This is a genomic window from Paraburkholderia sp. BR10141, assembly GCF_056155635.1.
Genome location: NZ_JBMIQH010000035.1, coordinates 35,880 through 61,872 on the forward strand (window position 1 = coordinate 35,880; position 25,993 = coordinate 61,872).

General features: G+C 62.2%; 28 protein-coding genes and 1 pseudogene. 4 read left to right on the forward strand and 25 right to left on the reverse strand.

Going from position 1 to position 25,993, the window contains the following annotated elements; translation table 11 throughout:
* Positions 1 to 2: 2 nt before the first annotated feature.
* From ACOJB8_RS33320 to ACOJB8_RS33425, 22 genes and pseudogenes are all read right to left on the reverse strand, one after another.
* Positions 3 to 407, reverse strand: coding sequence for a flagellar hook capping FlgD N-terminal domain-containing protein (locus ACOJB8_RS33320; protein ID WP_342946568.1), 405 nt, complete (start codon positions 405 to 407; stop codon positions 3 to 5).
* On the reverse strand, positions 404 to 1,606 hold the full coding sequence (locus ACOJB8_RS33325) for a hypothetical protein (RefSeq protein ID WP_475016342.1): 1,203 nt from the start codon (positions 1,604 to 1,606) through the stop codon (positions 404 to 406). Before ACOJB8_RS33325 ends, ACOJB8_RS33320 begins: the two co-directional genes overlap by 4 nt.
* Complete coding sequence (locus ACOJB8_RS33330) at positions 1,587 to 2,069, reverse strand: hypothetical protein (protein ID WP_475016344.1); 483 nt, start codon at positions 2,067 to 2,069, stop codon at positions 1,587 to 1,589. Before ACOJB8_RS33330 ends, ACOJB8_RS33325 begins: the two co-directional genes overlap by 20 nt.
* A complete protein-coding gene (locus ACOJB8_RS33335; RefSeq protein WP_342946571.1) occupies positions 2,066 to 3,415 on the reverse strand; it encodes a FliI/YscN family ATPase in 1,350 nt (449 codons plus the stop codon). The genes ACOJB8_RS33330 and ACOJB8_RS33335 overlap by 4 nt, the downstream gene beginning before the upstream one ends.
* Positions 3,412 to 4,215 carry a FliH/SctL family protein gene (locus ACOJB8_RS33340; RefSeq protein WP_342946572.1) on the reverse strand — a complete coding sequence of 268 codons (804 nt, stop codon included), beginning with the start codon at positions 4,213 to 4,215 and terminating at the stop codon, positions 3,412 to 3,414. The genes ACOJB8_RS33335 and ACOJB8_RS33340 overlap by 4 nt, the downstream gene beginning before the upstream one ends.
* A complete protein-coding gene (locus ACOJB8_RS33345; RefSeq protein ID WP_342946573.1) occupies positions 4,212 to 4,739 on the reverse strand; it encodes a hypothetical protein in 528 nt (175 codons plus the stop codon). Before ACOJB8_RS33345 ends, ACOJB8_RS33340 begins: the two co-directional genes overlap by 4 nt.
* The gene (gene fliF, locus ACOJB8_RS33350) at positions 4,736 to 6,232 is read right to left on the reverse strand and encodes a flagellar basal-body MS-ring/collar protein FliF (RefSeq protein ID WP_342946574.1); all 1,497 of its coding nucleotides are present in this window, start codon (positions 6,230 to 6,232) and stop codon (positions 4,736 to 4,738) included. Before fliF ends, ACOJB8_RS33345 begins: the two co-directional genes overlap by 4 nt.
* A gap of 10 nt (positions 6,233 to 6,242) precedes the next feature.
* The gene (gene fliE / locus ACOJB8_RS33355) at positions 6,243 to 6,590 is read right to left on the reverse strand and encodes a flagellar hook-basal body complex protein FliE (protein ID WP_342946575.1); all 348 of its coding nucleotides are present in this window, start codon (positions 6,588 to 6,590) and stop codon (positions 6,243 to 6,245) included.
* A complete protein-coding gene (locus ACOJB8_RS33360; RefSeq protein WP_342946576.1) occupies positions 6,587 to 7,036 on the reverse strand; it encodes a flagellar basal body rod protein FlgC in 450 nt (149 codons plus the stop codon). Before ACOJB8_RS33360 ends, fliE begins: the two co-directional genes overlap by 4 nt.
* Before the next feature lies 1 nt (position 7,037).
* A complete protein-coding gene (locus ACOJB8_RS33365; protein ID WP_342946577.1) occupies positions 7,038 to 7,400 on the reverse strand; it encodes a flagellar basal body rod protein FlgB in 363 nt (120 codons plus the stop codon).
* Between the two features lie 22 nt (positions 7,401 to 7,422).
* On the reverse strand, positions 7,423 to 8,589 hold the full coding sequence (locus tag ACOJB8_RS33370) for a flagellar basal body P-ring protein FlgI (RefSeq protein ID WP_475016347.1): 1,167 nt from the start codon (positions 8,587 to 8,589) through the stop codon (positions 7,423 to 7,425).
* Positions 8,586 to 9,185, reverse strand: coding sequence for a flagellar basal body L-ring protein FlgH (locus ACOJB8_RS33375; protein WP_342946579.1), 600 nt, complete (start codon positions 9,183 to 9,185; stop codon positions 8,586 to 8,588). The genes ACOJB8_RS33370 and ACOJB8_RS33375 overlap by 4 nt, the downstream gene beginning before the upstream one ends.
* Positions 9,182 to 10,150 (reverse strand): flagellar basal body P-ring formation chaperone FlgA, encoded by a 969-nt coding sequence (gene flgA / locus ACOJB8_RS33380; RefSeq protein ID WP_342946580.1) that lies wholly within the window; start codon positions 10,148 to 10,150, stop codon positions 9,182 to 9,184. Before flgA ends, ACOJB8_RS33375 begins: the two co-directional genes overlap by 4 nt.
* 19 nt (positions 10,151 to 10,169) lie before the next feature.
* The gene (flgG, locus tag ACOJB8_RS33385) at positions 10,170 to 10,943 is read right to left on the reverse strand and encodes a flagellar basal-body rod protein FlgG (RefSeq protein WP_342946581.1); all 774 of its coding nucleotides are present in this window, start codon (positions 10,941 to 10,943) and stop codon (positions 10,170 to 10,172) included.
* A 5-nt stretch (positions 10,944 to 10,948) separates the two neighbouring features.
* Complete coding sequence (locus tag ACOJB8_RS33390; RefSeq protein ID WP_342946582.1) at positions 10,949 to 11,686, reverse strand: flagellar hook-basal body protein; 738 nt, start codon at positions 11,684 to 11,686, stop codon at positions 10,949 to 10,951.
* Between the two features lie 87 nt (positions 11,687 to 11,773).
* Positions 11,774 to 13,819: a flagellar biosynthesis protein FlhA gene (locus tag ACOJB8_RS33395; RefSeq protein ID WP_475016350.1), complete on the reverse strand. Its 2,046-nt coding sequence runs from the start codon at positions 13,817 to 13,819 to the stop codon at positions 11,774 to 11,776.
* Positions 13,816 to 14,949, reverse strand: coding sequence for an EscU/YscU/HrcU family type III secretion system export apparatus switch protein (locus ACOJB8_RS33400; protein ID WP_342946584.1), 1,134 nt, complete (start codon positions 14,947 to 14,949; stop codon positions 13,816 to 13,818). Before ACOJB8_RS33400 ends, ACOJB8_RS33395 begins: the two co-directional genes overlap by 4 nt.
* Complete coding sequence (locus ACOJB8_RS33405; RefSeq protein ID WP_342946585.1) at positions 14,949 to 15,710, reverse strand: flagellar biosynthetic protein FliR; 762 nt, start codon at positions 15,708 to 15,710, stop codon at positions 14,949 to 14,951. Before ACOJB8_RS33405 ends, ACOJB8_RS33400 begins: the two co-directional genes overlap by 1 nt.
* 12 nt (positions 15,711 to 15,722) lie before the next feature.
* Positions 15,723 to 15,989: a flagellar biosynthetic protein FliQ gene (locus ACOJB8_RS33410; protein WP_342946586.1), complete on the reverse strand. Its 267-nt coding sequence runs from the start codon at positions 15,987 to 15,989 to the stop codon at positions 15,723 to 15,725.
* Positions 15,986 to 16,972 carry a hypothetical protein gene (locus ACOJB8_RS33415; protein WP_342946587.1) on the reverse strand — a complete coding sequence of 329 codons (987 nt, stop codon included), beginning with the start codon at positions 16,970 to 16,972 and terminating at the stop codon, positions 15,986 to 15,988. The genes ACOJB8_RS33410 and ACOJB8_RS33415 overlap by 4 nt, the downstream gene beginning before the upstream one ends.
* Positions 16,973 to 17,067: 95 nt before the next feature.
* Positions 17,068 to 18,045, reverse strand: a complete 978-nt coding sequence (locus ACOJB8_RS33420; RefSeq protein WP_342946588.1) for a LeuA family protein — start codon at positions 18,043 to 18,045, stop codon at positions 17,068 to 17,070.
* A 320-nt stretch (positions 18,046 to 18,365) separates the two neighbouring features.
* Positions 18,366 to 18,503 (reverse strand): annotated as a pseudogene (locus ACOJB8_RS33425) (IS30 family transposase); the annotation flags it as partial.
* Positions 18,504 to 18,637: 134 nt separating this feature from the next.
* Between ACOJB8_RS33425 and ACOJB8_RS33430 the strand changes: the two are divergent.
* The 3 genes from ACOJB8_RS33430 (at position 18,638) to ACOJB8_RS33440 (ending at position 21,720) form a co-directional block, all read left to right on the forward strand.
* Positions 18,638 to 19,147 (forward strand): GNAT family N-acetyltransferase, encoded by a 510-nt coding sequence (locus tag ACOJB8_RS33430; protein ID WP_342946589.1) that lies wholly within the window; start codon positions 18,638 to 18,640, stop codon positions 19,145 to 19,147.
* A gap of 638 nt (positions 19,148 to 19,785) precedes the next feature.
* Positions 19,786 to 20,421 (forward strand): hypothetical protein, encoded by a 636-nt coding sequence (locus tag ACOJB8_RS33435; protein ID WP_342946590.1) that lies wholly within the window; start codon positions 19,786 to 19,788, stop codon positions 20,419 to 20,421.
* 336 nt (positions 20,422 to 20,757) lie between these two features.
* On the forward strand, positions 20,758 to 21,720 hold the full coding sequence (locus ACOJB8_RS33440; protein WP_342946591.1) for a hypothetical protein: 963 nt from the start codon (positions 20,758 to 20,760) through the stop codon (positions 21,718 to 21,720).
* A gap of 287 nt (positions 21,721 to 22,007) precedes the next feature.
* Here the strand turns inward: ACOJB8_RS33440 and ACOJB8_RS33445 are convergent, their stop codons facing one another.
* Entirely contained in the window at positions 22,008 to 22,922 is a 915-nt protein-coding gene (locus tag ACOJB8_RS33445) for a LysR family transcriptional regulator (protein ID WP_342946592.1), read from the reverse strand.
* A gap of 94 nt (positions 22,923 to 23,016) precedes the next feature.
* Between ACOJB8_RS33445 and ACOJB8_RS33450 the strand changes: the two genes are divergently transcribed.
* Positions 23,017 to 23,778, forward strand: coding sequence for a zinc-binding dehydrogenase (locus ACOJB8_RS33450; protein ID WP_475016354.1), 762 nt, complete (start codon positions 23,017 to 23,019; stop codon positions 23,776 to 23,778).
* A 457-nt stretch (positions 23,779 to 24,235) separates the two neighbouring features.
* Here the strand turns inward: ACOJB8_RS33450 and ACOJB8_RS33455 are convergent, their stop codons facing one another.
* Both ACOJB8_RS33455 and ACOJB8_RS33460 read right to left on the reverse strand, forming a co-directional pair.
* Positions 24,236 to 24,613: a DNA polymerase ligase N-terminal domain-containing protein gene (locus tag ACOJB8_RS33455; RefSeq protein WP_342946594.1), complete on the reverse strand. Its 378-nt coding sequence runs from the start codon at positions 24,611 to 24,613 to the stop codon at positions 24,236 to 24,238.
* 888 nt (positions 24,614 to 25,501) lie between these two features.
* Complete coding sequence (locus tag ACOJB8_RS33460) at positions 25,502 to 25,753, reverse strand: helix-turn-helix transcriptional regulator (protein WP_342946656.1); 252 nt, start codon at positions 25,751 to 25,753, stop codon at positions 25,502 to 25,504.
* Positions 25,754 to 25,993 lie beyond the last annotated feature (240 nt).

A 25,993-nucleotide genomic window follows, 5' to 3' on the forward strand; every position in this document is an offset into this window, starting at 1 on the left:
TTTTATTTAACGCTTGTTAGTTGGGATACCGAAATTCCATTGGTCACGGTGCCGTCGCTGGCCGTGATGGTCATCGTCGGTGTCCCGTTCGACAGCGAAATGGACGTGACCTGGCCCGAACCGCTCGAAGTCGACGAAACGGTGTAGCCGACCGTGCGACCCAGCAGGCCGACCGACTGCGTCAGCGACTCCGAGGCCACTAACTGCGTGATGCTGTCGGCCATCTGCTTGGTCTGGTCGAGTGTTGCAAACTGCGCGATCTGCGCGACGAACTGTGCGTTGTCCATCGGCTGCGTCGGATCCTGGTATTGCAATTGCGTCAGCAGAATCTTCAGCAGGTCCTGCATGCCGAGCGTTGTCGACGCAGGCGACGCGCCTCCGACGGACGTTACTGAACTGGTAGTCATCGTTCTCCTTCCGTGGCGAATTCTGTTTGCCCTTGCGCGACTGAGGTACCTGCCGCGCGAAACACGGTTCTTCCATTGCAGATCACCGCGCCGAGTTTCATGCCGGCGGCGCGCGCCCACTGGTGCAACGCGGCGACCAGCGGGCCGGTTTTCGCGTCGGTGAACGACGCGTCGCGCACCCACAGCGTCAACCCATCGCGGCCGAGATAGGCATGCGTGACGCGCCGCAGCCAGCGGCCGGCACGCGCCGGACTGCGTGGCAGCGCGAACGCGTCGCGGCCGGCGGCATCGGCGTCGCGCTCACTGCGCGGACGCTTGAGAGCGGCCAGCGTTGCACGCGCGATCAGGCGCGCCGACGCCGGGTAGACGATCTCGCCTGGCTGCGGCAACAGTGGCACGCCGATTTGATTTGACGACCGCCGGGTGGCCGGAAGCATGAAATCGCCGACGGCGCTGCCGTGCCGCGCTGCCGTGCCCGTCACCCCGGCGACCGTCGCCGCGCCAGCGTCATCGCCGCCAGCAACGCCGCTGCCCGTCATCCACAGTTGCGCCGGACGGTCGTGCGTGGTGCGATGCGCGTGGTGCCCATGCGTCGGCCGGGTCAGTTCGTCATGCGGGGCCGCGTGCGATCGGATCGCGCCATGGTGAGCGCTCACGTGCGGCCGCTCCACGCCGGTATCTGCGCTGGACGGTCGCGGCGTGTTGGACAACACCGGCTGGTCGCGGGTGCTCGCGGATCCTGTGCGCGACGGTGCACCCGAATGCGCGTCTTGCGGCAGTCCGGGCGGGTTCTCCAGTGCACGCTCCTGCTCCTGCGACCGTTCCGTGCTGGTGCCTGTGCTGAACGGCAGCGGTAAGTTCTCCAACCCTTTCCACACGAGGCGGTCACCGACCGCCTTCCATGCTTCCAGCGCCGCATCCGTGTCGGACTGGGCAAGCATGCCCATCACGCCATCGTGTGCGCCCGCGCCCAGTTCGGGCGCGCGCATGGACTTTTCGACAGAGACAGCCAGCACCTCTTCCAGCAAGTCCCGCGCCGTCGCCTGTTCGTCGGTCAGACCAGCGGCATCCGCGAGAGCGCGCGACCAGCCCGCGCCGTCGGACTCGCTTGCGAGCGCGCCCCCCTCGTCCTGCGTCGGCGGCGATGCACGGTGAACCAGCACCTGCCGCAGCACCAGATCAAACTCGATGATCGTCATAAGCGTCATCCCCTAAGCCGCGGCGGGTGATCCAGTCGTCGTCGGCGCGCGCGAACTCGCGCGAGGCATGCTCCTGCCCATAGGCTGCCGCTGCCGCAGCACGGTGCGCATCGATCTGCTCGACGCGCAGCCGGCAAGTATCCCAATGCTCGAACGCGGCAACGCGCTCGCGCTCCAGCGCCGCACAACGCATTTCGTATGTCTGCACCGCGTGATTGAGCCGGGTAACGTAGCGCGTCGTCATCTGGCTCAACGCCGGGTCAAGCCGGTCGCTCGCACGGTCGGCCGCCAGCCCGGCGATAAAACGCTGCACTGCCTCGCGTGCCTGCTGCAATGCCAGTTCGGCCTGCTTGCAACTCGCGCTCGCGCGTGCCAGATCAAGTTCGGCGATCTGCAGGCGCGAGGCCGCCAGCTCCGCCAGCGGCCCGAGTTCGTAGCGAAAGCCGCGCAGATCGGCAGTCACGAGGCCGCCTTGCGTGTTTCATTGCTGCCCGCGGCCGCGCCCAGCAGCAGCGTCTGCAAGGCGGCATAGGCCTCATCGCGTCCCGCCGTTTCGTCGACGCGCTGGCGCAGCCACGAATCGAGCGCCGGAGCGATCTGCAGCGCGCGGTCGAGTTGCGGATTCGAACCATGCTGGTAAGCGCCGATCTCGACGATCTGCCGGTTACGTTCGAGCATCGCCAGCACGCGCCGCGTTTCGCTCACCAGCCCGCGCTGCGCCGGCGTGCACAGTTCGCCGAGCAGACGGCTCGCGCTCGCCAGCACATCGATGGCGGGAAAGCGCCCCTGGTGCGCAAGCTGGCGCGACAACACGAGGTGGCCGTCGAGCGTTGCGCGCAGCGCATCCGAGACGGGTTCGTTGAAGTCGTCGCCTTCGACCAGCACTGTGAGCAACGCAGAAATCGACCCGCCACCGGGCGCAGTGCCGCACCGTTCGCACAGCTCCGGCAACTCGGCGAACACGGAAGGCGTGTAGCCGCGTGCGGTAGGCGGCTCGCCGGCGGCGAGGCCGAGCTCGCGCCGCGCCATGGCAAAACGTGTAATCGAGTCCATCGTCAACAGAACGTCGGCGCCCGCTTCGCGGAAATATTCGGCGATGGCGAGCGCGAGATACGTCGCGCGCACACGCGCGAGCGCTGGTTCGTCGGAGGTCGCCACCACCACGACCGAGCGCGCAAGACCTTCCTCGCCAAGCTGCCGCTCGATGAATTCACGCACCTCGCGGCCGCGTTCTCCAATCAGCGCAATGACATTGATGTCTGCACGAACCGTCCTCGCGATCATGCCGAGCAAAGTGCTCTTGCCGACCCCGCTGCCCGCAAAAATGCCAACCCGCTGGCCGCGCCCGAGCGTCAGCAAGCCGTCGATGGTACGTACGCCGGTCTCGAGCACCTGCCCGACAGGGGGCCGCTGCAAGGGGTTCTGGCGCACGCCCGCGAGCGGCCGCGTCTCGCGGCAAGCCGGTGCGTCGAGGCCGTCCAGCGGCCGGCCGAAGCAATCGATCACCCGGCCGAGCAACGCGTAGCCGACCGAGGCGTCGGCGACACGCCCGAGCGCCTGCACCACCGCACCCGCCGCAAGACCCTGGGTGGAGCCATACGGCATCAGCGTGACGCGGCCCGCGCGCACGCCTACCACCTCGGCCATCATCGGTTCAGCGGTATGCCGCGCGGCAATCGAACACAGTTCGCCGACCGCTGCGTCCGGGCCATCGGCTTCGATCGCCTGACCGACCAGCTGACGAACAGTGCCGGTACGGCGCACGAGCGACGCCCGCTCGATGGCCTCGACCCATGCCGCGCCGATCATCGCGCGCTCGCCGCTGCCGTGGCAGAAGAAGCTGACGAGACGGCGCGAGCATCGCGCAACACCTGCAGCAGCATGTCGAGCTGGGTTTCGATGCGGGCGTCGAGGGTGCCGTGGGTCGTTTCCACAAGACAGCCGCCCAACGTGACACGCTCGTCCGCTTCGATCGTGACGTCGCGCGGCAAACCGCTCAGGAGTCCGGAGGCTTGCGCCGTCCCGCCGAGCAGCGCCAGATCCTGCGGCGCGACGCGAATCGCGATCACGCGCTGGGCGTCCGCCTGGGCTAATGCCTGAGCGATGGCGCCTTGAACCCCGTCGCGCGAGACCAGCGCCGTGCCAAGCAGTTTGCCAAGCGCGGCGAACGTCAGCTGCAGCGCAAGTTCGGCCGATGCCTCGGACTGACGCGTCATCGTGGCACGCAATTCATCGAGCGTTGTCTGGGCGCGCACAGCGAGGGCCGACCATTCACGCTGCACCGCCTCGCGCGCGCTTTCGGCACCGCGTGCGTAACCTTCTTCATGCGCCGCCGCCAGCACTGCGTCGCGCCGCTCGCGCAACAATGCATCGGCGAGTTGCGCGGCGCGCCGCTCGATCTCGGCTTCGCGGGCCGCGGCATCGATCGCGGCCACGTTGGCGGCGTTGGCAGCGGCGGCAGTGCCTGCATCCGGTGCGGCGGCTTCGGCGCCCGGCTGCGGCTGAAGCAAAGGGTCGGCAGGTGCCGTCGCAAGGCCGGGCACCCGTGCCTGTGCAAGCAGCGTCGGCTGCCGCAGTACGCTCGCCACGTGGCGGCTAGGCGCGCTCATGTGGTCCCCCGCAGACGCAGCAAACCGCGCCAGATCGACCGGCGGCGCACGGCCGGCGCGCTCGCTTCCGCGCGGCGCAGACGTTGTGCGAGTTCGTCCAGCAGCGCATCGCGCAGGCCGCGCGCGACGGGCTTGCGCGAACCGATGCGCGCAGCGGCGAGGCTCTCGACCTGCTCGCGTTTCGCCCGGCCGAGGCCGTCGAGCAACGCGTCGCGCCAGGGCCATTCGTGAGCGGCGAGCACCAGCTCGATCATCCCGGCCGGTTCGTCGCCCAGCACGGCGGCAACCGCGCGGGGCGACGCCGCGGCAATTTCGGGCAGCGGATCATGACCGGCTTGCACGCTGCCGTGCCCGACCAGTTCGCGAACCAGCGACGGATCGCGCACCACGCCGAGTTCCTCGAGTTCACCGAGCAGACCCTGCAAGGTCGTGCGCTGCGCCGGCGCGAGGCGCGCGAGCAGCCACTCGCGATCACGCGTGTCCAGCGCGTAAAGGACCAGTGCCGCTCTGCGTGGCGCGCTCATTGCGGCGTCCCTTTAGGTGTCTCCGCCGCCAGCCAGCGCTGCATATCCGCCAGCAGCACAGCCCGCTGCGCCGAGTCGAGCGGGCGCGTGGCATGCGCCGCATGATGGCTGCGCGCACCGAACAGCCGCACGGCAAGAATTCCGGCGAGCCCGATCACGAGCGCCAACCCGCCCAGCAGCCAACCAAGCGACGTGCCGAACCCGTGCGCCCGTGCAGCGGCGGCGGTCCGCACAGGCACCTGGGGCGACGACGCGGGCAGCATCCCCGTACCGGGACTCGCCGCATCGGCAACAGGTGCGCCACCTTGCGGCAGCGACGCCAACTGAGCAAACGGATAGAGCGCGATCGTGTCGCCGCGGGCCGGGTCATAGCCGGCTGTTGCCGCCAGAATGTCTTTCAGACGAGCGACCTGGGCGGCGTCGAGCGTATCGTTGACCACGGCGGCAATTGCGATGCGACGCACCGTGCCTGGCGTCGAAACGCTCTGCTCCACATCGCGGCCAACCTGGTACTCGCGCTCATGGCGCTCGCTCGCCGGCGCGGACGGGCCTGCGCTCGCGCCGGCACCGGGCAATGGCGGCAGCGGGGCAGCACCGCCCCCTTCGCCTTCGCTGCGCTCCTTGACGAGCACGCCCGTTGCACCGTCCTTGCCGGCAGGCAGCAACTGCTCACGCGTGCGTTGTACGCGGTCCATATTGAGCGTTACGTCGACCCGCGCGATCGCCTTGCCGGGACCGAAGGTCTGATTCAGCACGTCGTTGAGCTTGCGCGCGAGATACGTCTCGGTCGATTTCTTCAGCTCGAGCGCCGCGCCCGCGGCGCCGTCGGCCTCTGGATCAGCCGAATTCGACGCCACGCCGGTCAAGGTGATACCGTGCTGATCGACGATTGTGACGTCCTGCAACGCGATGTCCGGCACAGCGGCCGAGACCAGACGCGCAATGCCGTTCACCTGGTCGTGCGACAGCGACTCACCGGGCTTGAGCACGAGGTTGATCGACGCCTTGGGCTTGCTGTCGGATTTCTTGAACAGCTGCTGCTCGGGCAGCGCGAGAATGACGCGCGCCGACTGAATGCCGTCGACCGACAGGATCGTGCGCGTGATTTCTCCTTGCAGCGCACGCTGATAATTGACCTTCTGGGCGAAGTCGGTCATGCCGAAATCCGCACCGTTAAACAGCTCGAAGCCGACCGCGCCATGCAGAGGCAGATTCTTTGCCAGCAGCTTGAGGCGCGTCTTGTGTACCGCCTCCGGCGCAACAAGAATTGCCGTGCCGTCGTCGTTGAGCTTGTACGGCGTCTTCATGCGGTCGAGTTCGGCCGTCATCACCGCCGCGTCTTCGGCGGCAAGGTCGGAGAACAGCACCTGATAGCGCGGCGTGACGACCCACACGATACCGGCCACCGTGGCAAGTGCGAGCGCGCTCACGATCACCGCCAGCACGACCCGGGCGCGTGTATCGAGCTGACGCCAGAATGAAACGATGAACATCGGTCAGGCCTCAGATCTGCATCTTGACGACGTCCTGATACGCGCTCAGGACCTGGTTGCGCACCTGCGCGACGAGCTGGAAAGCGAGCTTCGCGCCTTCCATCGAGACCATGACCTCGTGCAAGTTGCCCGCGCCGCCTACCGCGAGCGATTGCAGCGAAGTTTCCGCGCTGGCCAATTGCGTGTTGACCGATTCGAGACCCTGCGAAACGATCGAGCCGAACTGTGCGGCTGGCGCGGGCGACCCGGTCACGGCAAGCGCGTCCGCGCCGCGCGGCGACAGCGATGGCAGCGCGTGAGCCGCCGACAGGGCGTCGGAGATGGCGGCCACGGGTTCGAGGGTGAAGGCGTTGCTCATGACTGGCCGTCTCCGATTTCGAGTGCTTTGAGCGCGAGGGTCTTCGACGTATTGAATGCCGCGACGTCGGCCTGATAGGCGCGCACTGAGACCATTATCGTGGTCATTTCAGTAACCTGATCGACTCCGGGATAGCTGACGTAGCCATTGGTATCCGCCAGCGGATGGGTGGGCTCGTAAACCTTCAGCGGCGCGGCGCCGGTCGGCACGACCGCAGCCTCGGACGGCGCGCGCAGCGTCGCGTCGACCAGCGCAGCGAAACCGTTCGCGGAACCCGAAAGGTTCGACAGCGGCGCGACCGATGCCGCGACGCGCAACGGTTGGTAGCCGCCCTGCGCGCCGATCAGCGTGTGGGCGTTGGCCAGGTTCAGCGCGGTCACGTCAGTGCGCAGCTTTTCCAGACTCATGCCCGCAGCGCTGACACCGAGGATACTGTTGTAGTCCATCTCATTTCCCTTCGTTAAGCGCTGCCGACAGCAGCTTGTATTCGTCGCCGAGCCCCTTGACCAGTGCCTGATAGCGCACAGAATTGGTCACCATGTCGCTCATCTGCTGATCGAGTCGGACTCCCTGTTCGACGTTCGGCGTAAGCGAACTGACCACGACCGGCGCCCGCAGCATCGACGCGTCGAGCGGCTCGCCCTGGCCGAGTGCCTCCTGTGCCTCGCTCAGGCGCGACTCGAACTCGACGCGCACCGGCTTATAGCCAGGCGTGCCGGCATTGGCGACGTTGGTCGCGATGGCTTGCTGACGCAGCAGGGTCGCGTCGAGCGCTGAAGTAACGGCCTGCAAGGTGATCGAATCGAACATGGCAAATTCTTCAGAAAACGGGTTACTGAATGATCAGGTCGGCATGCAGTGCGCCCGCGGCCTTCACGGCCTGCAGGATCGCGATGATGTCGCGCGTGTTGGTCTTTACGCGGTTGAGCGCTTCGACGAGATCGGCCACGGTATTGTGCTGGGCGGCTATGAACGTGCCACCCGCCGGCTCCTCCACCGAGATGCGCGAATTCGATACGACTGCCGTGCGCGCGCCGGGCAGATAGCCGCCAATCGCGAACGGCTGCGACACTTCGTTGTCCGTAACGATCGAAATCTTCAGGTCGCCGTGTGCGATCGCGACTTTCGACAGCGTCACGTCGCCGCCCGACACCACCGTCCCGGTGCGCTCGTTGATGACGACTCGCGCTCGGCGGTCCGGCTTCACCCAGACGTTCTCCACTTCGGCAATAAAGCGCACGAGGTTGTCGCGGTTCTCGGGAGGCACTTCGATCCGAATGCCCTCCGCGTCTTTCGGCTGCGCCAGCGGGCGGCCGAACGCCTCGTTCAGAGCGGTCGACAGGCGGTCGGCTGTCGTATAGTCGGGTTCGGCCAGCACGAAGGTCACCGAGCCGTCGGCGGCCATCATCGACGTGGAGACGCCCTTTTCGACCGTCGCGCCATCAGGGATCATGCCGGTGGTCGGGTGGTTCTTCTGCACGACATTGCCGTTCATGTCGTAGCGGTAGCCACCCACCGACAACGGCCCTTGCGCGAGCGCGTAGACCGCGCCGTTAGGCGCCTTCAACGGCGTGACCAGCAGGCTGCCGCCGACCAGGCTGCGGGCGTCGCCCATCGAGGTGACGAGCACGTCGACGTTGTCGCCTTCGCGCGCGAATGCAGGCAGCGAAGCGCTCACCATGACCACCGCCACGTTGCGGCTTTGCACCTGGTCCGGTGTGATCGACACATTGAATTGCGACAACACGTTGGCAATGGTCAGACGCGTCGTCTTGTTGGTGGGCGAGTCGCCGGAACCGGCGAGACCCGTGACGATGCCATAGCCGACCAGCGTGTTTTCGCGCCAACCCTTGAGCTTGCCGAGGTCCTTCAGGCGCACCACGCCGTCGGCGCCCGGCGTCGCTGCGCTTGCGGAACAGGACAGGCCGGCGCACACGGCAACACCGAGCATCGCGTAGAGAATGCCGCGCCAGACTCGCGCGAATCGATTCGCCTTCATAGTCCAAACCAGTTGAGCAACCGGGCCCACCAGCCCGGACGCGTGCGGTCGGCCAGATCGCCGACGCCGACATAAGTGATGCGCGCGTCCGCCAGACGCGTCGAAGGCACGGTGTTGGCCGTCGAAACGTCCGCGGGACGCACTCGCCCTTCGAGGTGAATCTTTTGGTCTTCGCCGTTGATCGTCAGCAACTGGTCGCCCGACACAAGCAGATCGCCGACCGGCGTCACCTTGTTGACCACCACGGTGATCTGTGCGATCAAACGACCGCTGCGCAGCGTCTTTCCACCGCCGTCGAAATCGCTGCTGGTTTGCAGTCCGCCGCCCTTGCTGTTCGGATCGGTGACCTTGCCGGCCGTTGCATCGTAATCGGATTTCCGGTGCGTCGCGGTGTCGGCGCTCGACGTCGCGCTCGAGTTTTCGACGATCTGCACGGTCAGCGCATCGCCGACCGAGCGCGCCTTTGCGTCGCTCTCGAGAGCACGATAGGTATCCGCATCGAAGAGACTTTCGGCATGCGCAGGCGTGCCGCTGACAGTAGAGGCTAGTGCCGACAAGACGAGCGCGAGGGCGCGCAAGGAGTGAAGCTGGTTCATGATCCGCTCGCCTCCACCATGCCGGAGCCGATCACGCGCGCCGACAAGCTAACGCCGGCCGCGGACTTGACGTGCACGGCCGCACCGAGCTGGCCGTCTTCGAGTGCTTGCACGCGTTCCTCGATCCGTACAGCGCCGGCGCCGACACGCAGCGTCACCCAATCGCCGCGCGCGACCGCCGGCGGCGTGCCGACATCCGCCCACGTGAGCGCCGTGCCGGCTGGCAATTCGCGGCGCACATGCAGGCCGGCAGCCAGTGCGTCGGCGGGCAGCAGCTTGTCTTTCACGCCGGCTGCATCGACGTCGTGCACCGAAGCTGCGTCAGCGGCAAGCGGCTCGTCGTGCGTCAACTCACGCCCGGCGACCAACGCTTCGGTTTGCGCGTGGATCTCGAACGTGACGGGCACGGACCGGTATAGCCGTCCGTCAACCGAGATGTCCACCCACTGCGCCATGCGGCGCGGCAAGGGTCGCGGCGCATCCATTGGACGAGCGCGATAATCGATCCGCCCAACCGGCAAAGCAAGCGCTGCCGGCGCGTCGAGCGGGGTCAGCCTGATGTTGCGATAGGCGGTGTTGAGCGAGTCGACGAGCGACGCCGTCGCGCAATGCAAGAGTTCGTCGCTACCCACCTGCTGGCTCGCCACCCGCACCACGGTAACTTGCGCGCCGGAAAGGCCAAGCGGGTTGCCCGAACTCCAGCCTTGCGCATGCAACGCGCGTTCGATGTCGCTGCGGCGAACCTGACGCTCGAAGCCGACCCGCGGCGCGGGCCCCAGATCGATACCGGACAGCAGGGTGCGTTGCGCGCCGTCCGGCGCATCGACGTGCGCGATTTCGCCAAGCTTGACGTCCGGGCCGTTGACGGTCGCAGCCGGCGCAACGTCGAGCGACGCGGCGATTGCGCAGCGCGCCACCGCCGATAAAATCAGCGCGAGTCTGGCCGGTGTGGAATGGAACAACAAGATGAGCTCCCCGGGCCTGTCAGCGGCGCAATCCGTTGACAGTACTGAGCATGTCGTCAGCCGCCTGCACGAGCTTTGCATTGGCCTGGTAGCCCCGCTGCGCGACCATCAGGTTGACCATCTCGTCGACCATATTGACGTTCGACTGCTCGACGTAGCCCTGTGCCAGCAAGCCGGAGCCATTCTCACCGGGACGCAGCGTGAGCGCGTCGCCCGATTGATCGTTCGGCTGATAGAGGCCCGAACCCAACGGCGTCAAATCGCCTTCGGACGCGAAGCGCACGAGCTCGATCTGGCCGGCTTCGGTCGGGGTTGAATCGCCGGCCGAAATAATTTGCACGGTACCGTCACTGCCGATCGAGATGCTCTGCGCATCCGCGGGCACCGAGATGCTCGCTTTCAACGGATAGCCGTCCTGGGTCGCCAGCATGCCGTCCGAGTTCACCTTCAGCGTACCGCCGCGGCTATACGCCGAAGTGCCGTCCGGTAACACGACTTCGAAGAATCCGTCGCCGCGAATTGCGAGGTCGTAGGGCGAATCGGTTTCCTGGAACTGACCCGCGTCGAACATTTTCTGCGTGGCGCTCACGCCAACACCCAAACCCGCCGAAGCGGCTGTGGCGGCCGGAGCAGTGGGTTGCATCGACTGCACGCCCCCGACCAGATCGCTGAATTGCACGCGCGACTTCTTATAGACGGGCGTATTCATGTTCGACAGATTGTTCGAGATACTCTCGACGTTCTGCTGCTCTGCCTGTAATCCAGTGGCAGCGATATAAAGTGCATTAAGCATATGACTTATACGTCCCCGATCTTTTGAATAGCGCTCTGCATCATTTCGTCGTCTGCTAAAGCAGCTTTTTGCATGCTTTCGAAATGCCGCATCGTGACCATCAGGCTTGTCATTTCATTCATCGGGTCAACGTTGGAATTTTCCAGATAACCCTGAAGCACATGCGAAGCCGCAGGTGCCGCGCCAACTGAAGAAATCGAATACAAACCGCCGCCGATCGGATCGACAGCAGAAGAACCAGCGGCGCTCACCAGCTTCACCTGGCCGGCCGCACGCCCGTTGTCCGTGACATGGCCGGCAAGATCGATCTTCACCGCATTGGAGGACAGCGTGATATCGCCGTCGACGCCTTGCACGGGGTTGCCCGTGGAATCGGCCAGGCGCCCCTGCGCGTCGACGTGAAAGTTGCCGGCGCGCGTATAAGCTGGTCCATGCGCGGTCATGACCTCGAAATAGCCTGTGCCGCCCACCGCGAGATCGAGTGCATGACTGGTCGAGATCATGGCGCCGGTGCGCTGATCGACCATGTCCGACTGATCCGCGGGCGCAATGTTTGCCGCGGCGTTGAGCGAGCGCTCGAACGAGCGCCCGACGCTGGATGCGTGAGATGCAGTTGCGCCGGCGCCCGCGACTGTGCGGCGATATCCCACTGTGCCGAGATTGGCAACATTGGTACTGATGCGATTGGCATCGGCAATATCGCCCTGCATCGCGGACGTCACGATGGTAATTGCGTCTTGCATCTCACGAAACCCCGTATGCTGTAATATTTTTGTTAATTGTTAGTAATGCTACATTGAAGCTGTACTTATTTATTTTGTCTGCTCATTCTATAGATTCAACGAAACCGTAGCAAACGCTTTTAATTCGATCGTGCGCGGAATTTCGCCCATTGAGACTACGCGTAATTGGGGAATAAGCCGCTCGGATAGTGCCCTTAAATGCCGGCGCAAATCGGGCACGCAAAGCAGTACTGGCGTCAAATTCGACTTCAGCATTTTCTCCGATTGCTGTGCGAGCCTCGACATCACCACTTCCGCGAGTTTGGGGTCGAGCGACAGATTCTTTTCCACGCCGTCACCGAGTGCCTGCAGCAGACGCGCCTCGATGCCCGCTTCGATCGTCAACACGTTAAGCGCGGGCGAATCGCCCATCAGACTCTGGCAGATCGATTGTCCAAGCCGCTGCCGCACGATCTCGGTCAGCAACACGACGTCGCGCTGCTGACGGCCTGCGTCGACCAGTGTCTCGAGAATGGCTTCCAGATTTCGCACGCTGACCTTTTCTCGCAGCAGGTTCTGCAAGATGCGCTGTACGTCTGAAACAGTCAGCACGCTGGGAATCAGTTCTTCGACGAGCCCCGGTTGCGCCTGGCGCACGCGCGCGAGCAGGCGGTCCGTCTCCGCGCGGGTCAGGAGCGTACCGGCCTCGCGGCGCAGCGTTTCGGTCAGATGCGTAAAGAACACCGTAGTTGCGTCGATCAGCGTATAGCGGGCCGCCATCGCTTTCGCGCGCTGCGACTCCTCGATCCACCAGGCACGCAGTCCGTACGCCGGATCGCGCGTCTCGATGCCACCTGTCGGCGGTGGAACCTCTCCGCTCGGATGAATCGCGAGAACACGCTCGGGCAGTACTTCGCCGCGCGTGACCGTCGTGCCGAACAGATCGATGGTGTAAGCATGACCGTTGAGCCGTGGATTGCTCTTCAAGCGCACGGCAGGCAGCACTAGACCCATTTCCGTGGTGAACTGCTTGCGAAACACCGCAATCCGCTGCCCCACGAGTGCATTCCATTCGTTCGCGAGTGGCGCGAGGCTCAGGCCGATCTGCACTTCGATTGGCTCGACGGTGAGCAGCGCGTAATCGTCCGGCGCGCCGCCTGGCTCGGCATCGGGCACCACCTCGTCGTCGCTTTGCGCCGCGCGCCGGCGGGAAATCCACCACGCGCCGGCCAGCAGCGCAAAGGCCAGCGTGCCGGCCGGCGCCGCCGGAATCCCGGGCAACGCCATCAAACCGAGCAGCACCAATCCGACCACGACGAGCGGCTTCACATAGGCGGTCACTTGGCGCAACGCTTCCACGCTCAGGTTCTGATCGCCCCCCGAGCGTGTAACGATAATCCCCGTGCCGACCGCGATCACGAGCGCGGGTGCCTGGGTAACGATGCCGTCGCCGATCGTGAGCAGCGTATAGGTCTGCAGCGCCTCGACCCACGGCATGCCGAGCTGCACCACGCCGATCACGAGACCGCCGACGATATCGATCATCAGAATCAGAATGCCGGCAATCGCGTCCCCCTTGACGAACTTCGACGCACCGTCCATCGCGCCGTAAAACTGCGCTTCTTTCTCGAGATTCTTGCGGCGGCGCTGCGCTTCCGCTTGATCGATAAAACCCATGTTGAGGTCGGCGTCGATGCTCATCTGCTGGCCCGGCATGCTGTCGAGGGTAAACCGCGCCGCCACTTCCGAAACCCGCTGCGCGCCGCTCGTCACCACGACGTATTGCACGACGATCAGGATCAGGAAAACGATGATTCCGATGACGTAGTTGCCGCCCACCACATACGAGCCGATCGCACTGATCACACGCCCCGCATCGCCCTCCGACAGGATCAGCCGGGTTGCCGCGACGTTCAGCGACAGACGGAACAGCGTCGCGACCAGCAATAGCGACGGGAACGTCGAGAACTCCACCGGCCGCGCCATATAGAAGGTCAGCAGCAGCACCAGGAAAGCGAAGCTGAAATTCGTCAGGATCAGCGCGTCAAGCGCTACTGCGGGGATCGGCATGAACAGCACGACCAGAACGCCAATCACAAAGCCGACGAGAACGATGTCGCGGCTCCCGCCGAACAGGCGACCAAACGCATTCATGAAGCGGACTCCTGGGGATTCGGTCTGGCCGCGCCTTTCTTCGGCGCCGTGCCGCGCGTATTGCGGCGGCGCATGGCCAGCACCCAGACTATGATACGGGCGACGTCCGTGAACAGATCTTCCGGAATCGCCGAGTCGATGTCCACGCGTCGCAGCAGCGCGCGCGCGAGTTTGCGGTTTTCCACGATCGGAATGCCCCGCTGGGACGCGTATTCGCGCATCTTGCGCGCGACCGCGCCGACGCCTTTGGCCACCACGCGTGGCGAGGACATCGCACCGTGTTCGTAGTGCAACGCGATCGCCACGCGCGTCGGATTGACGATCAGCACGTCGGCCTTCGGCAAGCCGCGCGACGAAGTGCTGCGCTTGTACGCTTCCATGCGCAACTCGCGCAGACGCGCGCGGATGCGCGGATCGCCTTCCCGATGCTTGTGCTCCTCCCTCATCTCGCGGCGGCTCATGCGCATACGGCGCGCGAAATCGAAACGCACATACCAGAGATCGATGAGCGCTAGTAGCAGCAAGGTCGCGCCGACCTTGATCGCGACCGCGCCGATGCTGTGCATTAGAAGCTGCAGGTAGTCGCTCGCGGACAATGCGGCGAGCTGCATGAAACTGGGAATTTCGGCGACCACCGCGCTGTATCCGACGCCAATCAGCACGACCAGCTTCGCGATGGTGCGCAGCGCATGGTAAAGCGACTGCAGCGACACGAGCCGCTTGAAGCCGGCCACCGGATTGATGCGCGACCAGTCGGGCTTGAGCGGATCGAAGCTGGTCATCACGCCAATCTGCACGACGCTTGCAATCACCGCGACCAGCACCAGCGCACCGAAAAACGGTGCAAGCCAGGTCGTCGCGTCGGTCGCCATCCGGGCGAGCATCGTCCAGATGGTGTCGAAGCTGCCGCCCGCCGCACCATAACTGCCCGCGTCACGCAGCAGGCGCGCGTCGAACGCGAACGCGCGGCGCAGCAAGTCGTCAGACTTGGCATAGAGCGCGAGCGCACCACATAACAGCACTGCTGCCGAGACGAACTCGGCACTGCGTGGCGCCTTGCCCTGGCTACGCGCACGCGAGAGCTTGTAGGCCGATGCGTCGAGCGTTTTGTCGAGATCCTGATCAGCCATCAGTTGATCGACCTCCAGAACAATTCGAAGCTCGACCCGAACGCGCGCCCGATCGGCTCACGCGCACGCGGCATCCACAGGGATAGCGCGGTCAAGCCGGTCACGATCTTGAGCGGCATGCCCACGGCGAACACGTTCATGCGCGGCAGCCCGCGCGCGGCGAGCGTCAAGGCCGCCTCCACGATCAGCACGCACAGCACCACGGGCGCCACGAGCGCGAGGCCCGCGACGAACAGCCTGCCGGCGCCGTTCAGCAGCACCTGCGGATCGAAATGCGGCAAGCCGGCCGCGCCGGGCGGAGCCAGCTCGACCAGGTACACGAACGCGCGCAGCAGGACGAGATAACCGTCAGTGACGAAAAATGCCAGCACGGCGAAGTTGGCGAAAATGGCGGACAGGATCGGGGTGTCGCGTCTCGTGAAAGGATCGAAGACCTGACTGATGCCGAAGCCGATCTGCACGTCGATCAGTCGCGCGCCAATGCTGAAGGCGGCGAAGCCGATGTTGATGCAGAGCGCCAGCAGCCCACCCGCGAGCGCTTCCTGGAACACCCAGCGGATCAGTTGACCGGCGCCGGGGTCGCGACCCACCCAATACTTCGGCAGCGCGGCCGTCAATGCCGCAGCCATCGCAAACACGAAGCACGCGCGCACCAGTGGCGGCACCGGAAACTGCTCGAACACGGGCGTCGCGCCGAAAACGACGGCGAGCCGCACCGCGAGCAATGCCCACGTGATGACGAAGGGGAAAAGAATGGACACGTGGAGGCTCGCTCAGAACATTTGCGGAATGCTGGTCCACAAGCGAATCGTGAAGCTCATTAGCTGGCGCAACATCCACGGTCCGATCAGAAGCAGCATCACGACCGCAATCGACAGTTTCGGCAAGTACGTGAGCGACATTTCCTGGATCTGCGTGACCACCTGGAAGATGCTGACCACGAGGCCGACCACCAGCACGGCGACCAGAATCGGCGTGCTGATCTTGACGGCGCTCGTCAGCAGCGAAGTCATCAGCTGCAATGCAAGATCCATGTTCATGCACGCGCTCCCGCAGACTCCAACGCGACGCCTTCGAACAGCGACTCGAGCATTGGACCATATACGGCCGGGTGGATCATCGGATGCGAATTCATTTCGAGGAACCACACGCGGTCCTCGGCATCGATCACCGCATCAACCGTGAAGGCAGTATTGTCGCGGACTTCCGCATCGATCTCGTTATGCAGGATGCGGCCCGCGACCTCAAATTGCCGCCGGACCGACTGCGACACCTGACTGAGAACATCGCGGTTTTTCAGCGTGACGCGGTCGTAGGGCGTCGCATAGCGGAAGTCGAGCAGCACCTCGCGGCCCTTCTCGGCGACCGAATCGGCAGTTAGCCCCTGCCAGCGAAAGATGTCGGCGCTCGGCTCCAACGCCAGTTTCAGGTCGAAGTTACCGCGCTTGTCCTCGGCGAGTTGCCGCAGCGTGCGTACCCCGTCGCCATATAGCTTCGGCGGGGTGAGTACTTCAAGCGCAACCAGCGTGCTATTCCAGAACCACGCCTTGGCGCTGGAGCCGACGATAAACTGCTCGAAAAACTCCGGCTGACCTAGCGGATTCGGGTTGTCGTACGGATAGAGGGGACCGAACGGACCGCGCATACCCAGCCCGAACGAGCCGCGCGCGGGCTTCACGATGTAGTTGTCGGCCAGGGGCGAGCCGCCACGCCAGCCGGCCGGCACACGCAAGCCGCGCGCACTCGCAATTCGCTTGAATTCGATCTTGTCCGTGGCCAGTTCCCAGCGGCGCAGCCGATAAGGCAGCCAGCCAACAAACGACGATTCGCCTGAGAAGTAGTCGAAGTAAGCCGTGCGCCCGGCGTGCTCGCCGGCAAAGCGCGGATGCAGCGTTACCGACCGGCCACCCGATTCGAGCGTGAGCATGAAGGTGGCAAAATCGAGCGACATCTTCGCTTGATGTTGCAGCATCCAGCGTCGGATTGGATCGACCTGTTTCGTGAATCTGGAGAAGAAGAACACGGCCGCCTACCTGGTCGCGTACAAACGATGGCGCGTCGCGACATACTCGCGCCGCGAGACCACGAATACATATGAATGAAATTGGACGGCGCGCTTCATGCGCCTGCTCCACCGGCCACCGGATAGCCGAGGTCCGCCGGGTCCATCCATTGATATGCGTTCGGGTCGCGCTCGACCGCTTTGACATGGAGGCGCGCGGTATGGCTGAACGCATGGCGCCCCGTCACGGGCCGGCGTGCATCCGGCCCGCAGGCGGTCACGCGCTCGACGAGCCCGCTCAACGAAGCGACGGCCGACAGCCGGACGCCGCACTCAATATTCTCGTAAGCGAGGTTCGCTGCTAGCGCAGCCGTATCGGTGATCCCGCAGCGCTCGCCGATTCCGTTGACTGAACACGAAACGTGCGTTGCGCCGGCTGCAATTGCACTGAGCGTATTGGCCATTGCGAGGCCGCGATCATCGTGAAAGTGGACTTCGAGCGGCGTCTGCGGAAAGGCCGAGCGTAATTCGCCGATGCCCGCGGCCACTTCAACCGGCGAAAGCACGCCGACCGAATCCGCGAAACAAAGACGATCGGCACCGGCGTTGAGCGCAACTTCGTAAGCACGGCGCAGCATGGCAAACTCGGTTCGCGACGCGTCTTCAATCGTGAGTCGCACCGTTAAATCGTGGCTTCGTGCCAGCCGGACACTGCTGTCGATCATCGACAGGATCTCGCGCTCGTCGCGCCGCAATCGTGCCGTTTGCGAGATGTGATTGACGCCGACGAAAATCCCGACTGCATCAGCGCCGGTTCGCGCGACGGCACTAATGTCGCGCTCGACAGCTCGCGCGTGCGCCAGGACCTTCGCACGCAAACCGAGCCTGACAAGCCGCTCGACGCGTTCGAATTCGGCATCGGAGGCGCAAGGGTGTCCCGCCTCGACAATTGCAACGCCAGCACCGTCGAGAGCCTTGGCAATCTCGACGGTGGTCTCCGCACTGAATTTAATCCCCGGCGCCTGCGCCCCCTCGCGCAACGTGCAGTCTACGAGATGAACGGTGTCGCTCGGAGCGACGGCTTTGCTCTTCATTCAATCACAGCTCAAATAGCTTACAACGCGGTTAGATATGAGTCTTCGGGCGTGGCGCCCGCAATCTTCATATCAATGTCGGCACGCTATTTCCGTTTCTTTAGTAATTTTTTGGAAGAATTTTCTTTCAAATTCATTTCAAATCAGCATTTCGAATATATTTATTCGAAATGCATGAATTAAGGCTAAGTTGGCGAGGGGGTGATGCAGAGAACTTCAAAGTCGACCTTTTCTGCCGGGATGCGACGAATGCCGTTCCTCAGACCTGACTGAATTGCATGCGCTCCCAAATCGGTCTCAACGCGCAGCGTGATTTGATCAGCCATAAGACCATGCAATGACGTGTGATAGCGATTAAATAAACGGGCGATCTCGTGAAGCGTATCGCCGTGGCGCCAGCGCTCCCACATCAGCGCCTTCTGGCTCTCGCTGTAATAGATCCGGGTTCTATACTTCATTTGCAACACCTCCGCTGCTCACGCAGGTTGTAGTGTGTTGCATCGACCGGTTGAATCCGCCGCAGCTGCGGTCATTCGACTTCGACGCCCAGATCGTTCACAATCGGCATCGCACATTCTCGCCCGAGCCGACCATGCCCACGCTACGCCTAATCGACCGCCAGTCGTCGAACGACATAGAACGTCTGCAAGCTGTGCTCGAAGGTGCTCCAGGCTATAGCCTTGCCGTGGAAGGCATGCTGCCCTCTCCGAACGCCGCCATCGAGGTACTTGATGCGCTGCCGCCCGGCAAGAGCCACTCGGACAAAGTCGTCTACGAAATCTCTCACGATGTCGAGGCGGTTGGATGTATGGAAATGGTGCGTGGCTATCCAGAGGTCGACATCGCTTTCATCGGCCTGTTGTTGTTCCGGGAAAGTTCGCAGGGACGGGGCTTTGGCCCGCAAGTTCTGCGTCTCGCCGAAGCAATCGGCATGGGTTGGCAATGTCGCGCATTACGCATTGCCGTCATCGATACAAATCCGAGAGCGTTCGAATTCTGGAAACGCGAAGGTTTCATTGAGCTGCTTCGCAAACCAGCGATGGATTTCGCCGGCCAAGCAATCGTGATGGAGCGTGAGCTAGCGGGCGCAATATCTGTCTAAGACAGGTCGTTGCCCCATTGAGTTCGATACATCGCGTCTGTTCGTCATCGGCATCAGACGGCCGAGGCCGTTCGACAAGAGTGCATGAATCGTCAACAATCCGAGAAAGCGGCCTAGTTTTTACTGCCGCTAACAAAGGCGGCCCATCCCGCGGACAGTCAATAAAACACTCTCGAAAATGCTGTTTAACAAAAGGCCTGAATTTCGACGCCGACCGCCGAGTCCCTATCGCGAAGGGGGGCTGGTCAATCGTGCGACCACTCTGTTCTCGTGCCTAGGTCGCGGAATATTCGGTCTCTTGAGCATTGTCTTGTTACTCGCCACAGCGGCGGCAGGGCCTGGAGTAGACCTGCCAACATCGAAGAGAGGGTGGTTCGCATTGGCTGCCATCATCGCTGGTGGCGTCCTTATTTGTATAGTTGTAGTTCGCTTGATGCACACTCCGGTTACTCTGCGAAGGTAATGACGTGCGCATGAGGGCTCGCCTCGGATCGGGATTTGCATAGAGGCGCTTGCGAGGAATGCTGGGGCTCATGAGCCTGGGTTCGGCCAGTTTGAGACGTTCGACTACATCGATCAAATCGTCGACAATTTCACGAGTTACTTTACAAATGACCGAGTCCTAGTAAGGAAAAGCGATGATTCGTTTTGGAAAATTAATAAGCCTGGTGATTTCCACGTTCGTAACTTTGACCGTAATTGCCAATTCGACAAGCGAGGCTGCACAGCTAGTCGCGAAGAATGCCTCAGTGGCCGTGCTACCCAACCAGGAAGACGCATTTGAGTATGTCCGTGTGCACGATGCGTCGGCGTTGTCTGCACTTCAGCAGGGGAAGGTACTGCGCTCGGACTTCCACGATGTCTGGCCGACCAAGGATAAGACCTACATTCTCGACTACGAATACATCAACATTGACGGGCACAATGGCGGATTGGTGTTGAATTCGGTCCTGTATGTGACAACCGGCCCAGACGCAGCCAAGCGGGTTCTCGCCGAAGTCGCACGCGGCACGCAGATTGGCGCGAAAAACTCTTCGGGTTCGGGGGCACAAGTCTCACCCCTAAGCGGGTTGGAGGGGTGGCAGCAAGACGTAACGGCGTTTCAAGTCACTGTTGCCGGCAAACCGGTCGGCATCATTGCCGTATTCCGACGCGACGCCAATGTCGGAATGGTAAGCGTGGTTGGGCGGGCCGCTCCGAAGAGCGCCCAGGCGTTCAAGGTATTTATGCAACCCAAGGCTGACAAGATGCTGGGTTTTGTTCCACAGTTCTGACCAACCATGTTCGTGTAGCCGCGCACGGGGGTAGTTACCGCATCGAGTCGAATGGTCGCTTATTGTGGGTTTCCGCATGAACCCCGTGTGTTGCGTTTTGCATGCACGATGCACAAAGGAAAACGGCCTGGCATTCGCAGGCGAACGCGAGTGACCGCTTTGAAGAAGGACGACCGTCTCTTCTGGGTCGGTTATGCCTGTTGCATGAGTCGTGGGCCGGGGGCGAGCGGCGTGCCCGATCGTGGGACGCAGTGCGGCCACAACTGGTCACTCGACGAACGAAACAAAATCGTCAACAATTAAACATCGCTACTCGGGCATTACTACGCAATCGAGATGAACCTTCAGGTCGACTCTTCTTCTACGCCCATCACTCCATTGCAGGAGTATCTGAACGCCATAGGCCTTCCCTGGCAATCGTCACGTGCCTCGCTGCAGGAAAGATTCGGCATACGGTTACACCCTGCATATAACTGGGAGATAATCGAGATCGACACGCCGCGCCCGTTCGTGCGCGGTCTACTTTGGCCGCTTTCGACTGCGATTCTTCCTCAATTCTCTCCGAGGATGCCGGCTATCGAGTATTCAGGTGCGTCTTATTTTACCGAGGACGCTCGCGACAATCTTCATCTCACCAGAGCGCAACTGATGCCGCTCCTCGGGGAGGGCAAGCCAACGCAAACTTCAAACAGCCTTGGCCATGAGTGGAGGTTCGGCCCCGCATCTGTGGAACTGCACGTTTGGCCACCCGAGATGCAACGATTTTTCGGGGCTAATCCAAGTCATTCTCGAGAACCCAGACTCAAAGTGGCGTGCTCGATAGGCGTCAAGACCGGATACCGCCCGGTATGCAGCACGAAAGAGAAAGAACTGATCGAAAGCTTTGTTCCGGTGGCCCGCATACCTAGTGATCCATCCGCTACGAACCATGTCCAGCATCGACCAGCGTTGCAAAGTGAACTGGAATTCATTCGATTGCTTGACTCGAAAGAAAAAAGCAAATATGGACGGATCGGCCTTTCGGCTGACCATTCCGCTTTGATTTTCTTCGGTCCGGAGCTTTATTGTGTGCCGATGACGGACATCGTTCAATTTGAAGTTGAACGAGTGCAGCCGGCAAAAGGTCCAGGTGGTTCTTGGTTACGATTGCGGTGCCGATGTAACGAGGAGGTGGAGAGCACCAAGACGCTGACGATCTGCTGTGCGACAGGGCCTGACGATCTGAGCGCACTCTGCGCCGACATCGCAAGGGCTACCGGAAAGCCATTTGTGTTGCTGCCTTACGGGGCCGATTACTAGCGGCTCCCAATCCGCTGAACCGAGCTGCAGCGCTCGTGAATGGCCGCTTTGGGCAAACCCGAAGGTCCCTTGTGGGTCGGACTATGCCTTTTGCATGACGCGCATCTGCCAAGTGTTCAGCGCGCGGCGCCGTCGGGATCTGCTCGGACCAGAAAGAGACAGTGGACGTTGATGCTGTAGGTAACATTCGAGCAACGGCCGTTCAACCGAATTAGCTCAAGCGCGAACACCGAGGTTGTATGCCGTGCTGTCAAGTTCGTACACGGCAATAGACCGCCATTTTGGAATCAGTCCGCGGTTGAGATTGTAAAGTTCGGGGCGCGGTCTCTGATGTGCTGCCAAAGCAAATTGGCGATTGGCCCGTGGGGCAAATCGCGTCGGCGCGCCGCGGTTATCTCGACGCGTCCGCCTTGCAGATGTCGCCCGCCGATTGAGAGAAGACGTCCATCGCGTAGATCGCTCTCAATCAGAAAATCGTGCAGATGACCCCAGGCCGCGCCCTGCAAAATGATTTCCTTCTTCATCAACTGATCGCCGACCGACCACGTTTGGGCGCCCTCAATGATGTAGTAATTCGGCCGCACGATATGGCGTGCCGTGTCGCGAATGACGCACTGAACGTATCCGCGCATTTGCTCCGGCGTGATCTCCTCCGAAATGGGCATGCGAAGAAAACCCGGCGCGACGACAGGGATGAGTCTGACGGGACACAGATCGATGTACTCGAGCCGCGGATCCGCCTTGTCGATGTGATGAATGATCAGATCGGCTTCGCCGTCAAACAAGCGTTCCCACGGACCTGCAATGGCCTCCACATGCAAATGCAGTTGCGTCGCAGGATGACCGTCGAAGAAAGAACGAAGCAGTGCGAGTACCTCACGCACGGGTGAGAGATCGCCGATCACGACGCGAAGTTCGCGCTCCTCGCCCATGGCCAGTTGCTCGGCATGGTTCTTCAGTCCGCGAAGCTCTTGAAGGAATACGCGCACGTGGTCATGAAACGAGCGACCCGCGTCGGTCAGTGCCACGCGATAGCCGCTCCGATCGAGCAAGGTCAAGCCAAGCTGTCCTTCGAGGTTCTTCACCGCGGCAAACACCGTCGGCTGCGTGCGCAAGAGCTTTTCGGCCGCGGGCTGGAAACCGCCTTCCGATACCACTGCGTCGAAGCACTGCAGCTGATACAACGTCAGGCCCTCGATCATCGACGAGTCCTATTAACTTGATCAAAACTTCATTATTTTTAACAGAATCTCCGATCTCTAATATTAGACGACACTCACTGATATGGAGATTTTCATGCGTGCCATCGTTATCAAACAGTACGGGGGACCCGAGGTACTGAGCATCGAGGAGCGTCCTGATCCGTCCCCGCGGCTCGGCCATGTTCTCATCGAGGTGAAGGCTTTTGGCGTGAATCGCGCCGAGATGCATATGCGCGAAGGAAAGTGGCCCGAGGCGACTGAGATAAGCGGAATCGAATGTGTCGGGACTGTGCGTGCCGATCCGGATGGCCGGTTCGTGCCGGGTCAAAAGGTCGTCGCATTCATGGGGGGCATGGGCCGAAAGATAAATGGAAGCTATGCCGAGTTGACCAGTGTCCCGGCAAGCAATGTCGTTGCCGTGAATACCGATCTGACCTGGGAGCAACTCGCGGCGATTCCGGAGTCGTATGCGACGGCATGGGCAGCCCTCTTTGGCAATCTTGATCTTGAGTCCGGACAGACCTTGGTTGTTCGTGGCGCCACGTCCGCATTGGGTCGGGCGGCGGTGGATATCGCCGCTCATGCCGGCGTTCGGGTTATCGCCACCACGCGTAACCCGGAACGCGCGCCGTCGCTCGAAGCGCTCGGCGCCAAGGAGGTGTTGCTCGAGGCCCCTGATCTTCCACAGCGTGCGCGCGATTTGCATCCTGACGGCGTTGACGCAGTGTTGGAATTGTTGGGCAACAGTACGGTAATCGGTTCGCTGACCATGGCCCGGCGGCATGGTGAAATCCGCGAGGCCCATCGGCTGATGGAGACCGACAGCGCGAATGGAAAGATCGTCGTACGGTTGTGAGTGCAACTATCAAAGCGGCGGCTCGACCACCCGCATAAACCCTCGGACACCTCGTTGGAGGCCTTCGACCTTCATATTGGATCCAGCGGTGAATCCGCACCCAGCATCCGTCACCGGCGTGTCCAGGCGAATGGCCGTCGGCACGAGGCATTGGCTCGACGTTCCGCATGCAGTACGAGCACGTCGTTGAAAGGCAACAGCGTAGGGATTTCAAAAGCAACGGCCGCCTGAGACAGCCTTGCAGGATAAGCCTTTGAACGGCAACGCCCGGCGAGGTGCCTACTCAAACTTCGTCTCCGTGACCCAGTCACCACCGGCCGGGAGCGAAGGCACGAGCGTTGCCTTCTGTGGCTCGAGCTTCGCGGGTAGCGACGCGCGCGTCGCCGAGGGCAGATCGGCGGCGGCTCTTCGGCGTGGTCGACTGGTACGACTTTCGGCTCGCGCTCTTCGACCAGACCTAACGGGTGCGTGACCACGCTGTCGGGAAGCGCCTTGACGACGTCGTACCCGGAAAGCAGCCTGGCCCATTCGTCGCGCTTCTTGAACTGCGTCCACTGGTCTTGACGGTCGCCGGGTTTCCAGATCCGTACCAGCTCCCGCAGGCCGGTAAGCTTTTCAGCTTTTCTCCCTGCAGGCAAAGAACGAGCTTCGCCGACTTCATGCCTTCCCCGGGATCGCCGACAGGCTCCCACGCACCCCTGTCCCAGACGATGACGGTGCCCGCACCGTACTGCTTCGCGGGTATGGTGCCTTCGAAGCTGGCGTAGTCAAACGGATGATTCTCGACGTGCACCGCCATACGCTTTGCCTTCGTCGGGTCATTAAGGTAAGCCATCCTATCAAACCAATATGGATACCCTATTAAATCCGGACCATTAGAATGCACGCGCCGCCACGCGCATCAACGCTCTGAACACAGATGACCGTGTCCGGCCCTCCGCTCACGCAGTGTCATTCAAAGTCAGGCCACCAAATCTTGAAGGAAATCCGTGAGCGCTCTCGTGGGGTCGTCCTCCTCCGAAACGAGAATCTCGATCCCCCGATCGCTCAAGGCTTCTGGCGCCACCGGGCTTGGACGACTCGCGAAGATGTAGGACTTTTGCGGACGCAAGGGTAGAATGCTCCCACACATATGAACGGTGAGAGATGATTCCAGCTCTCGACCAACGCAGGTCAATGAGCCCGATTCGTCCATGGTTGGGAGCGCTATCCCACGGCGGGATCAGAAGCAGATCGCAGCCCGGGTGCTTCTCACGTCGAAGGCCCAATGTGGTGTGCCATAAACAAGCCCGTCAAGCCCTCTGATAGGGGCGGCCCTACCTCCTCCTGACGCCGACTGGCTGCTGGAAAGTCTGACGTCGGAATCAGCAGAAACAGCGAAGTATTCCATGGCCCTGTTTTGGTCATCGGGATATGAGCTGATCGCAGACGGCCATGTCGTGAGCGATACAGGACCGATGTCGTCCGTTCGAACGTCGCCGTGGCCGTACGTGCGGGTGCGCCCCACCCGCGGCAGGAACCGCTAGTACGCGATAATGAGATTCAACCCGGTGATAGCAGCCTGGTATGGAGAAACCGACTAGCCGCACAGAAATGCGGACAGGTCCGCCGAAGCCCTCGATTCGGACCGCCCAGAACGGGCACTGCAGCGATTTACCCGTGGCTACAGCATGGTTATAGCTTGCCGAGCCACGCACCCCATATCAGTCGTGAAACGGCGAAGTTAGATCTCAGGGCGCTCGCGTTTGTCTTCGCTGGCTTGCCGCTTCTTCGCGGCCGTATTTTCCGGTGGCGGCAGGTCTGCAACCGGACGAGAGTCAGCCCACTTCTGAACCTCATGCGTGAGCCATCCAACCCTCCGACCCGACAGTAGTCGCGGCTCAGGGAAGGTCTTTTCTCGGACAAGCTTCTGAACCGTCGTCTCCGATAGCGAGAGTGCCTCTGCCACTTCTTTCAGAGAGAAATAGATCTTCATCACGATTTCACCTTTCGTCTCTTGCCGTTAATTTTTTGTTCGTGCAGAGACGCCGTCAACGCTAACAACCCGAGAATCGAGAAGGAATGGAAAGCGCTGCCTGCTTGCCGCCAACCACGCAAATCCGAATTTAATTGGTCATATCAGGTCGTGGCAAACGCGAGTGTGGGAATAATATTTCGCCCGGCAGTTCATCAGTCATACGATGGATTTCCTGGTAGTTCTGCTAAAGTCCACCGA

What these genes read in the sequence shown, in the direction of transcription:
- ACOJB8_RS33320 (WP_342946568.1), bottom strand. Translation starts at nt 407, where the DNA reads ATGACTACCAGTTCAGTAACGTCCGTCGGAGGCGCGTCGCCTGCGTCG.
- ACOJB8_RS33325 (WP_475016342.1), bottom strand. Translation starts at nt 1,606, where the DNA reads ATGACGATCATCGAGTTTGATCTGGTGCTGCGGCAGGTGCTGGTTCAC.
- ACOJB8_RS33335 (WP_342946571.1), bottom strand. Translation starts at nt 3,415, where the DNA reads ATGATCGGCGCGGCATGGGTCGAGGCCATCGAGCGGGCGTCGCTCGTG.
- ACOJB8_RS33340 (WP_342946572.1), bottom strand. Translation starts at nt 4,215, where the DNA reads ATGAGCGCGCCTAGCCGCCACGTGGCGAGCGTACTGCGGCAGCCGACG.
- ACOJB8_RS33345 (WP_342946573.1), bottom strand. Translation starts at nt 4,739, where the DNA reads ATGAGCGCGCCACGCAGAGCGGCACTGGTCCTTTACGCGCTGGACACG.
- fliF (WP_342946574.1), bottom strand. Translation starts at nt 6,232, where the DNA reads ATGTTCATCGTTTCATTCTGGCGTCAGCTCGATACACGCGCCCGGGTC.
- fliE (WP_342946575.1), bottom strand. Translation starts at nt 6,590, where the DNA reads ATGAGCAACGCCTTCACCCTCGAACCCGTGGCCGCCATCTCCGACGCC.
- ACOJB8_RS33360 (WP_342946576.1), bottom strand. Translation starts at nt 7,036, where the DNA reads ATGGACTACAACAGTATCCTCGGTGTCAGCGCTGCGGGCATGAGTCTG.
- ACOJB8_RS33365 (WP_342946577.1), bottom strand. Translation starts at nt 7,400, where the DNA reads ATGTTCGATTCGATCACCTTGCAGGCCGTTACTTCAGCGCTCGACGCG.
- ACOJB8_RS33370 (WP_475016347.1), bottom strand. Translation starts at nt 8,589, where the DNA reads ATGAAGGCGAATCGATTCGCGCGAGTCTGGCGCGGCATTCTCTACGCG.
- ACOJB8_RS33375 (WP_342946579.1), bottom strand. Translation starts at nt 9,185, where the DNA reads ATGAACCAGCTTCACTCCTTGCGCGCCCTCGCGCTCGTCTTGTCGGCA.
- flgG (WP_342946581.1), bottom strand. Translation starts at nt 10,943, where the DNA reads ATGCTTAATGCACTTTATATCGCTGCCACTGGATTACAGGCAGAGCAG.
- ACOJB8_RS33390 (WP_342946582.1), bottom strand. Translation starts at nt 11,686, where the DNA reads ATGCAAGACGCAATTACCATCGTGACGTCCGCGATGCAGGGCGATATT.
- ACOJB8_RS33395 (WP_475016350.1), bottom strand. Translation starts at nt 13,819, where the DNA reads ATGAATGCGTTTGGTCGCCTGTTCGGCGGGAGCCGCGACATCGTTCTC.
- ACOJB8_RS33400 (WP_342946584.1), bottom strand. Translation starts at nt 14,949, where the DNA reads ATGGCTGATCAGGATCTCGACAAAACGCTCGACGCATCGGCCTACAAG.
- ACOJB8_RS33410 (WP_342946586.1), bottom strand. Translation starts at nt 15,989, where the DNA reads ATGAACATGGATCTTGCATTGCAGCTGATGACTTCGCTGCTGACGAGC.
- ACOJB8_RS33420 (WP_342946588.1), bottom strand. Translation starts at nt 18,045, where the DNA reads ATGAAGAGCAAAGCCGTCGCTCCGAGCGACACCGTTCATCTCGTAGAC.
- ACOJB8_RS33430 (WP_342946589.1), top strand. Translation starts at nt 18,638, where the DNA reads ATGCCCACGCTACGCCTAATCGACCGCCAGTCGTCGAACGACATAGAA.
- ACOJB8_RS33435 (WP_342946590.1), top strand. Translation starts at nt 19,786, where the DNA reads ATGATTCGTTTTGGAAAATTAATAAGCCTGGTGATTTCCACGTTCGTA.
- ACOJB8_RS33440 (WP_342946591.1), top strand. Translation starts at nt 20,758, where the DNA reads ATGAACCTTCAGGTCGACTCTTCTTCTACGCCCATCACTCCATTGCAG.
- ACOJB8_RS33445 (WP_342946592.1), bottom strand. Translation starts at nt 22,922, where the DNA reads ATGATCGAGGGCCTGACGTTGTATCAGCTGCAGTGCTTCGACGCAGTG.
- ACOJB8_RS33450 (WP_475016354.1), top strand. Translation starts at nt 23,017, where the DNA reads ATGCGTGCCATCGTTATCAAACAGTACGGGGGACCCGAGGTACTGAGC.
- ACOJB8_RS33455 (WP_342946594.1), bottom strand. Translation starts at nt 24,613, where the DNA reads ATGGCTTACCTTAATGACCCGACGAAGGCAAAGCGTATGGCGGTGCAC.
- ACOJB8_RS33460 (WP_342946656.1), bottom strand. Translation starts at nt 25,753, where the DNA reads ATGAAGATCTATTTCTCTCTGAAAGAAGTGGCAGAGGCACTCTCGCTA.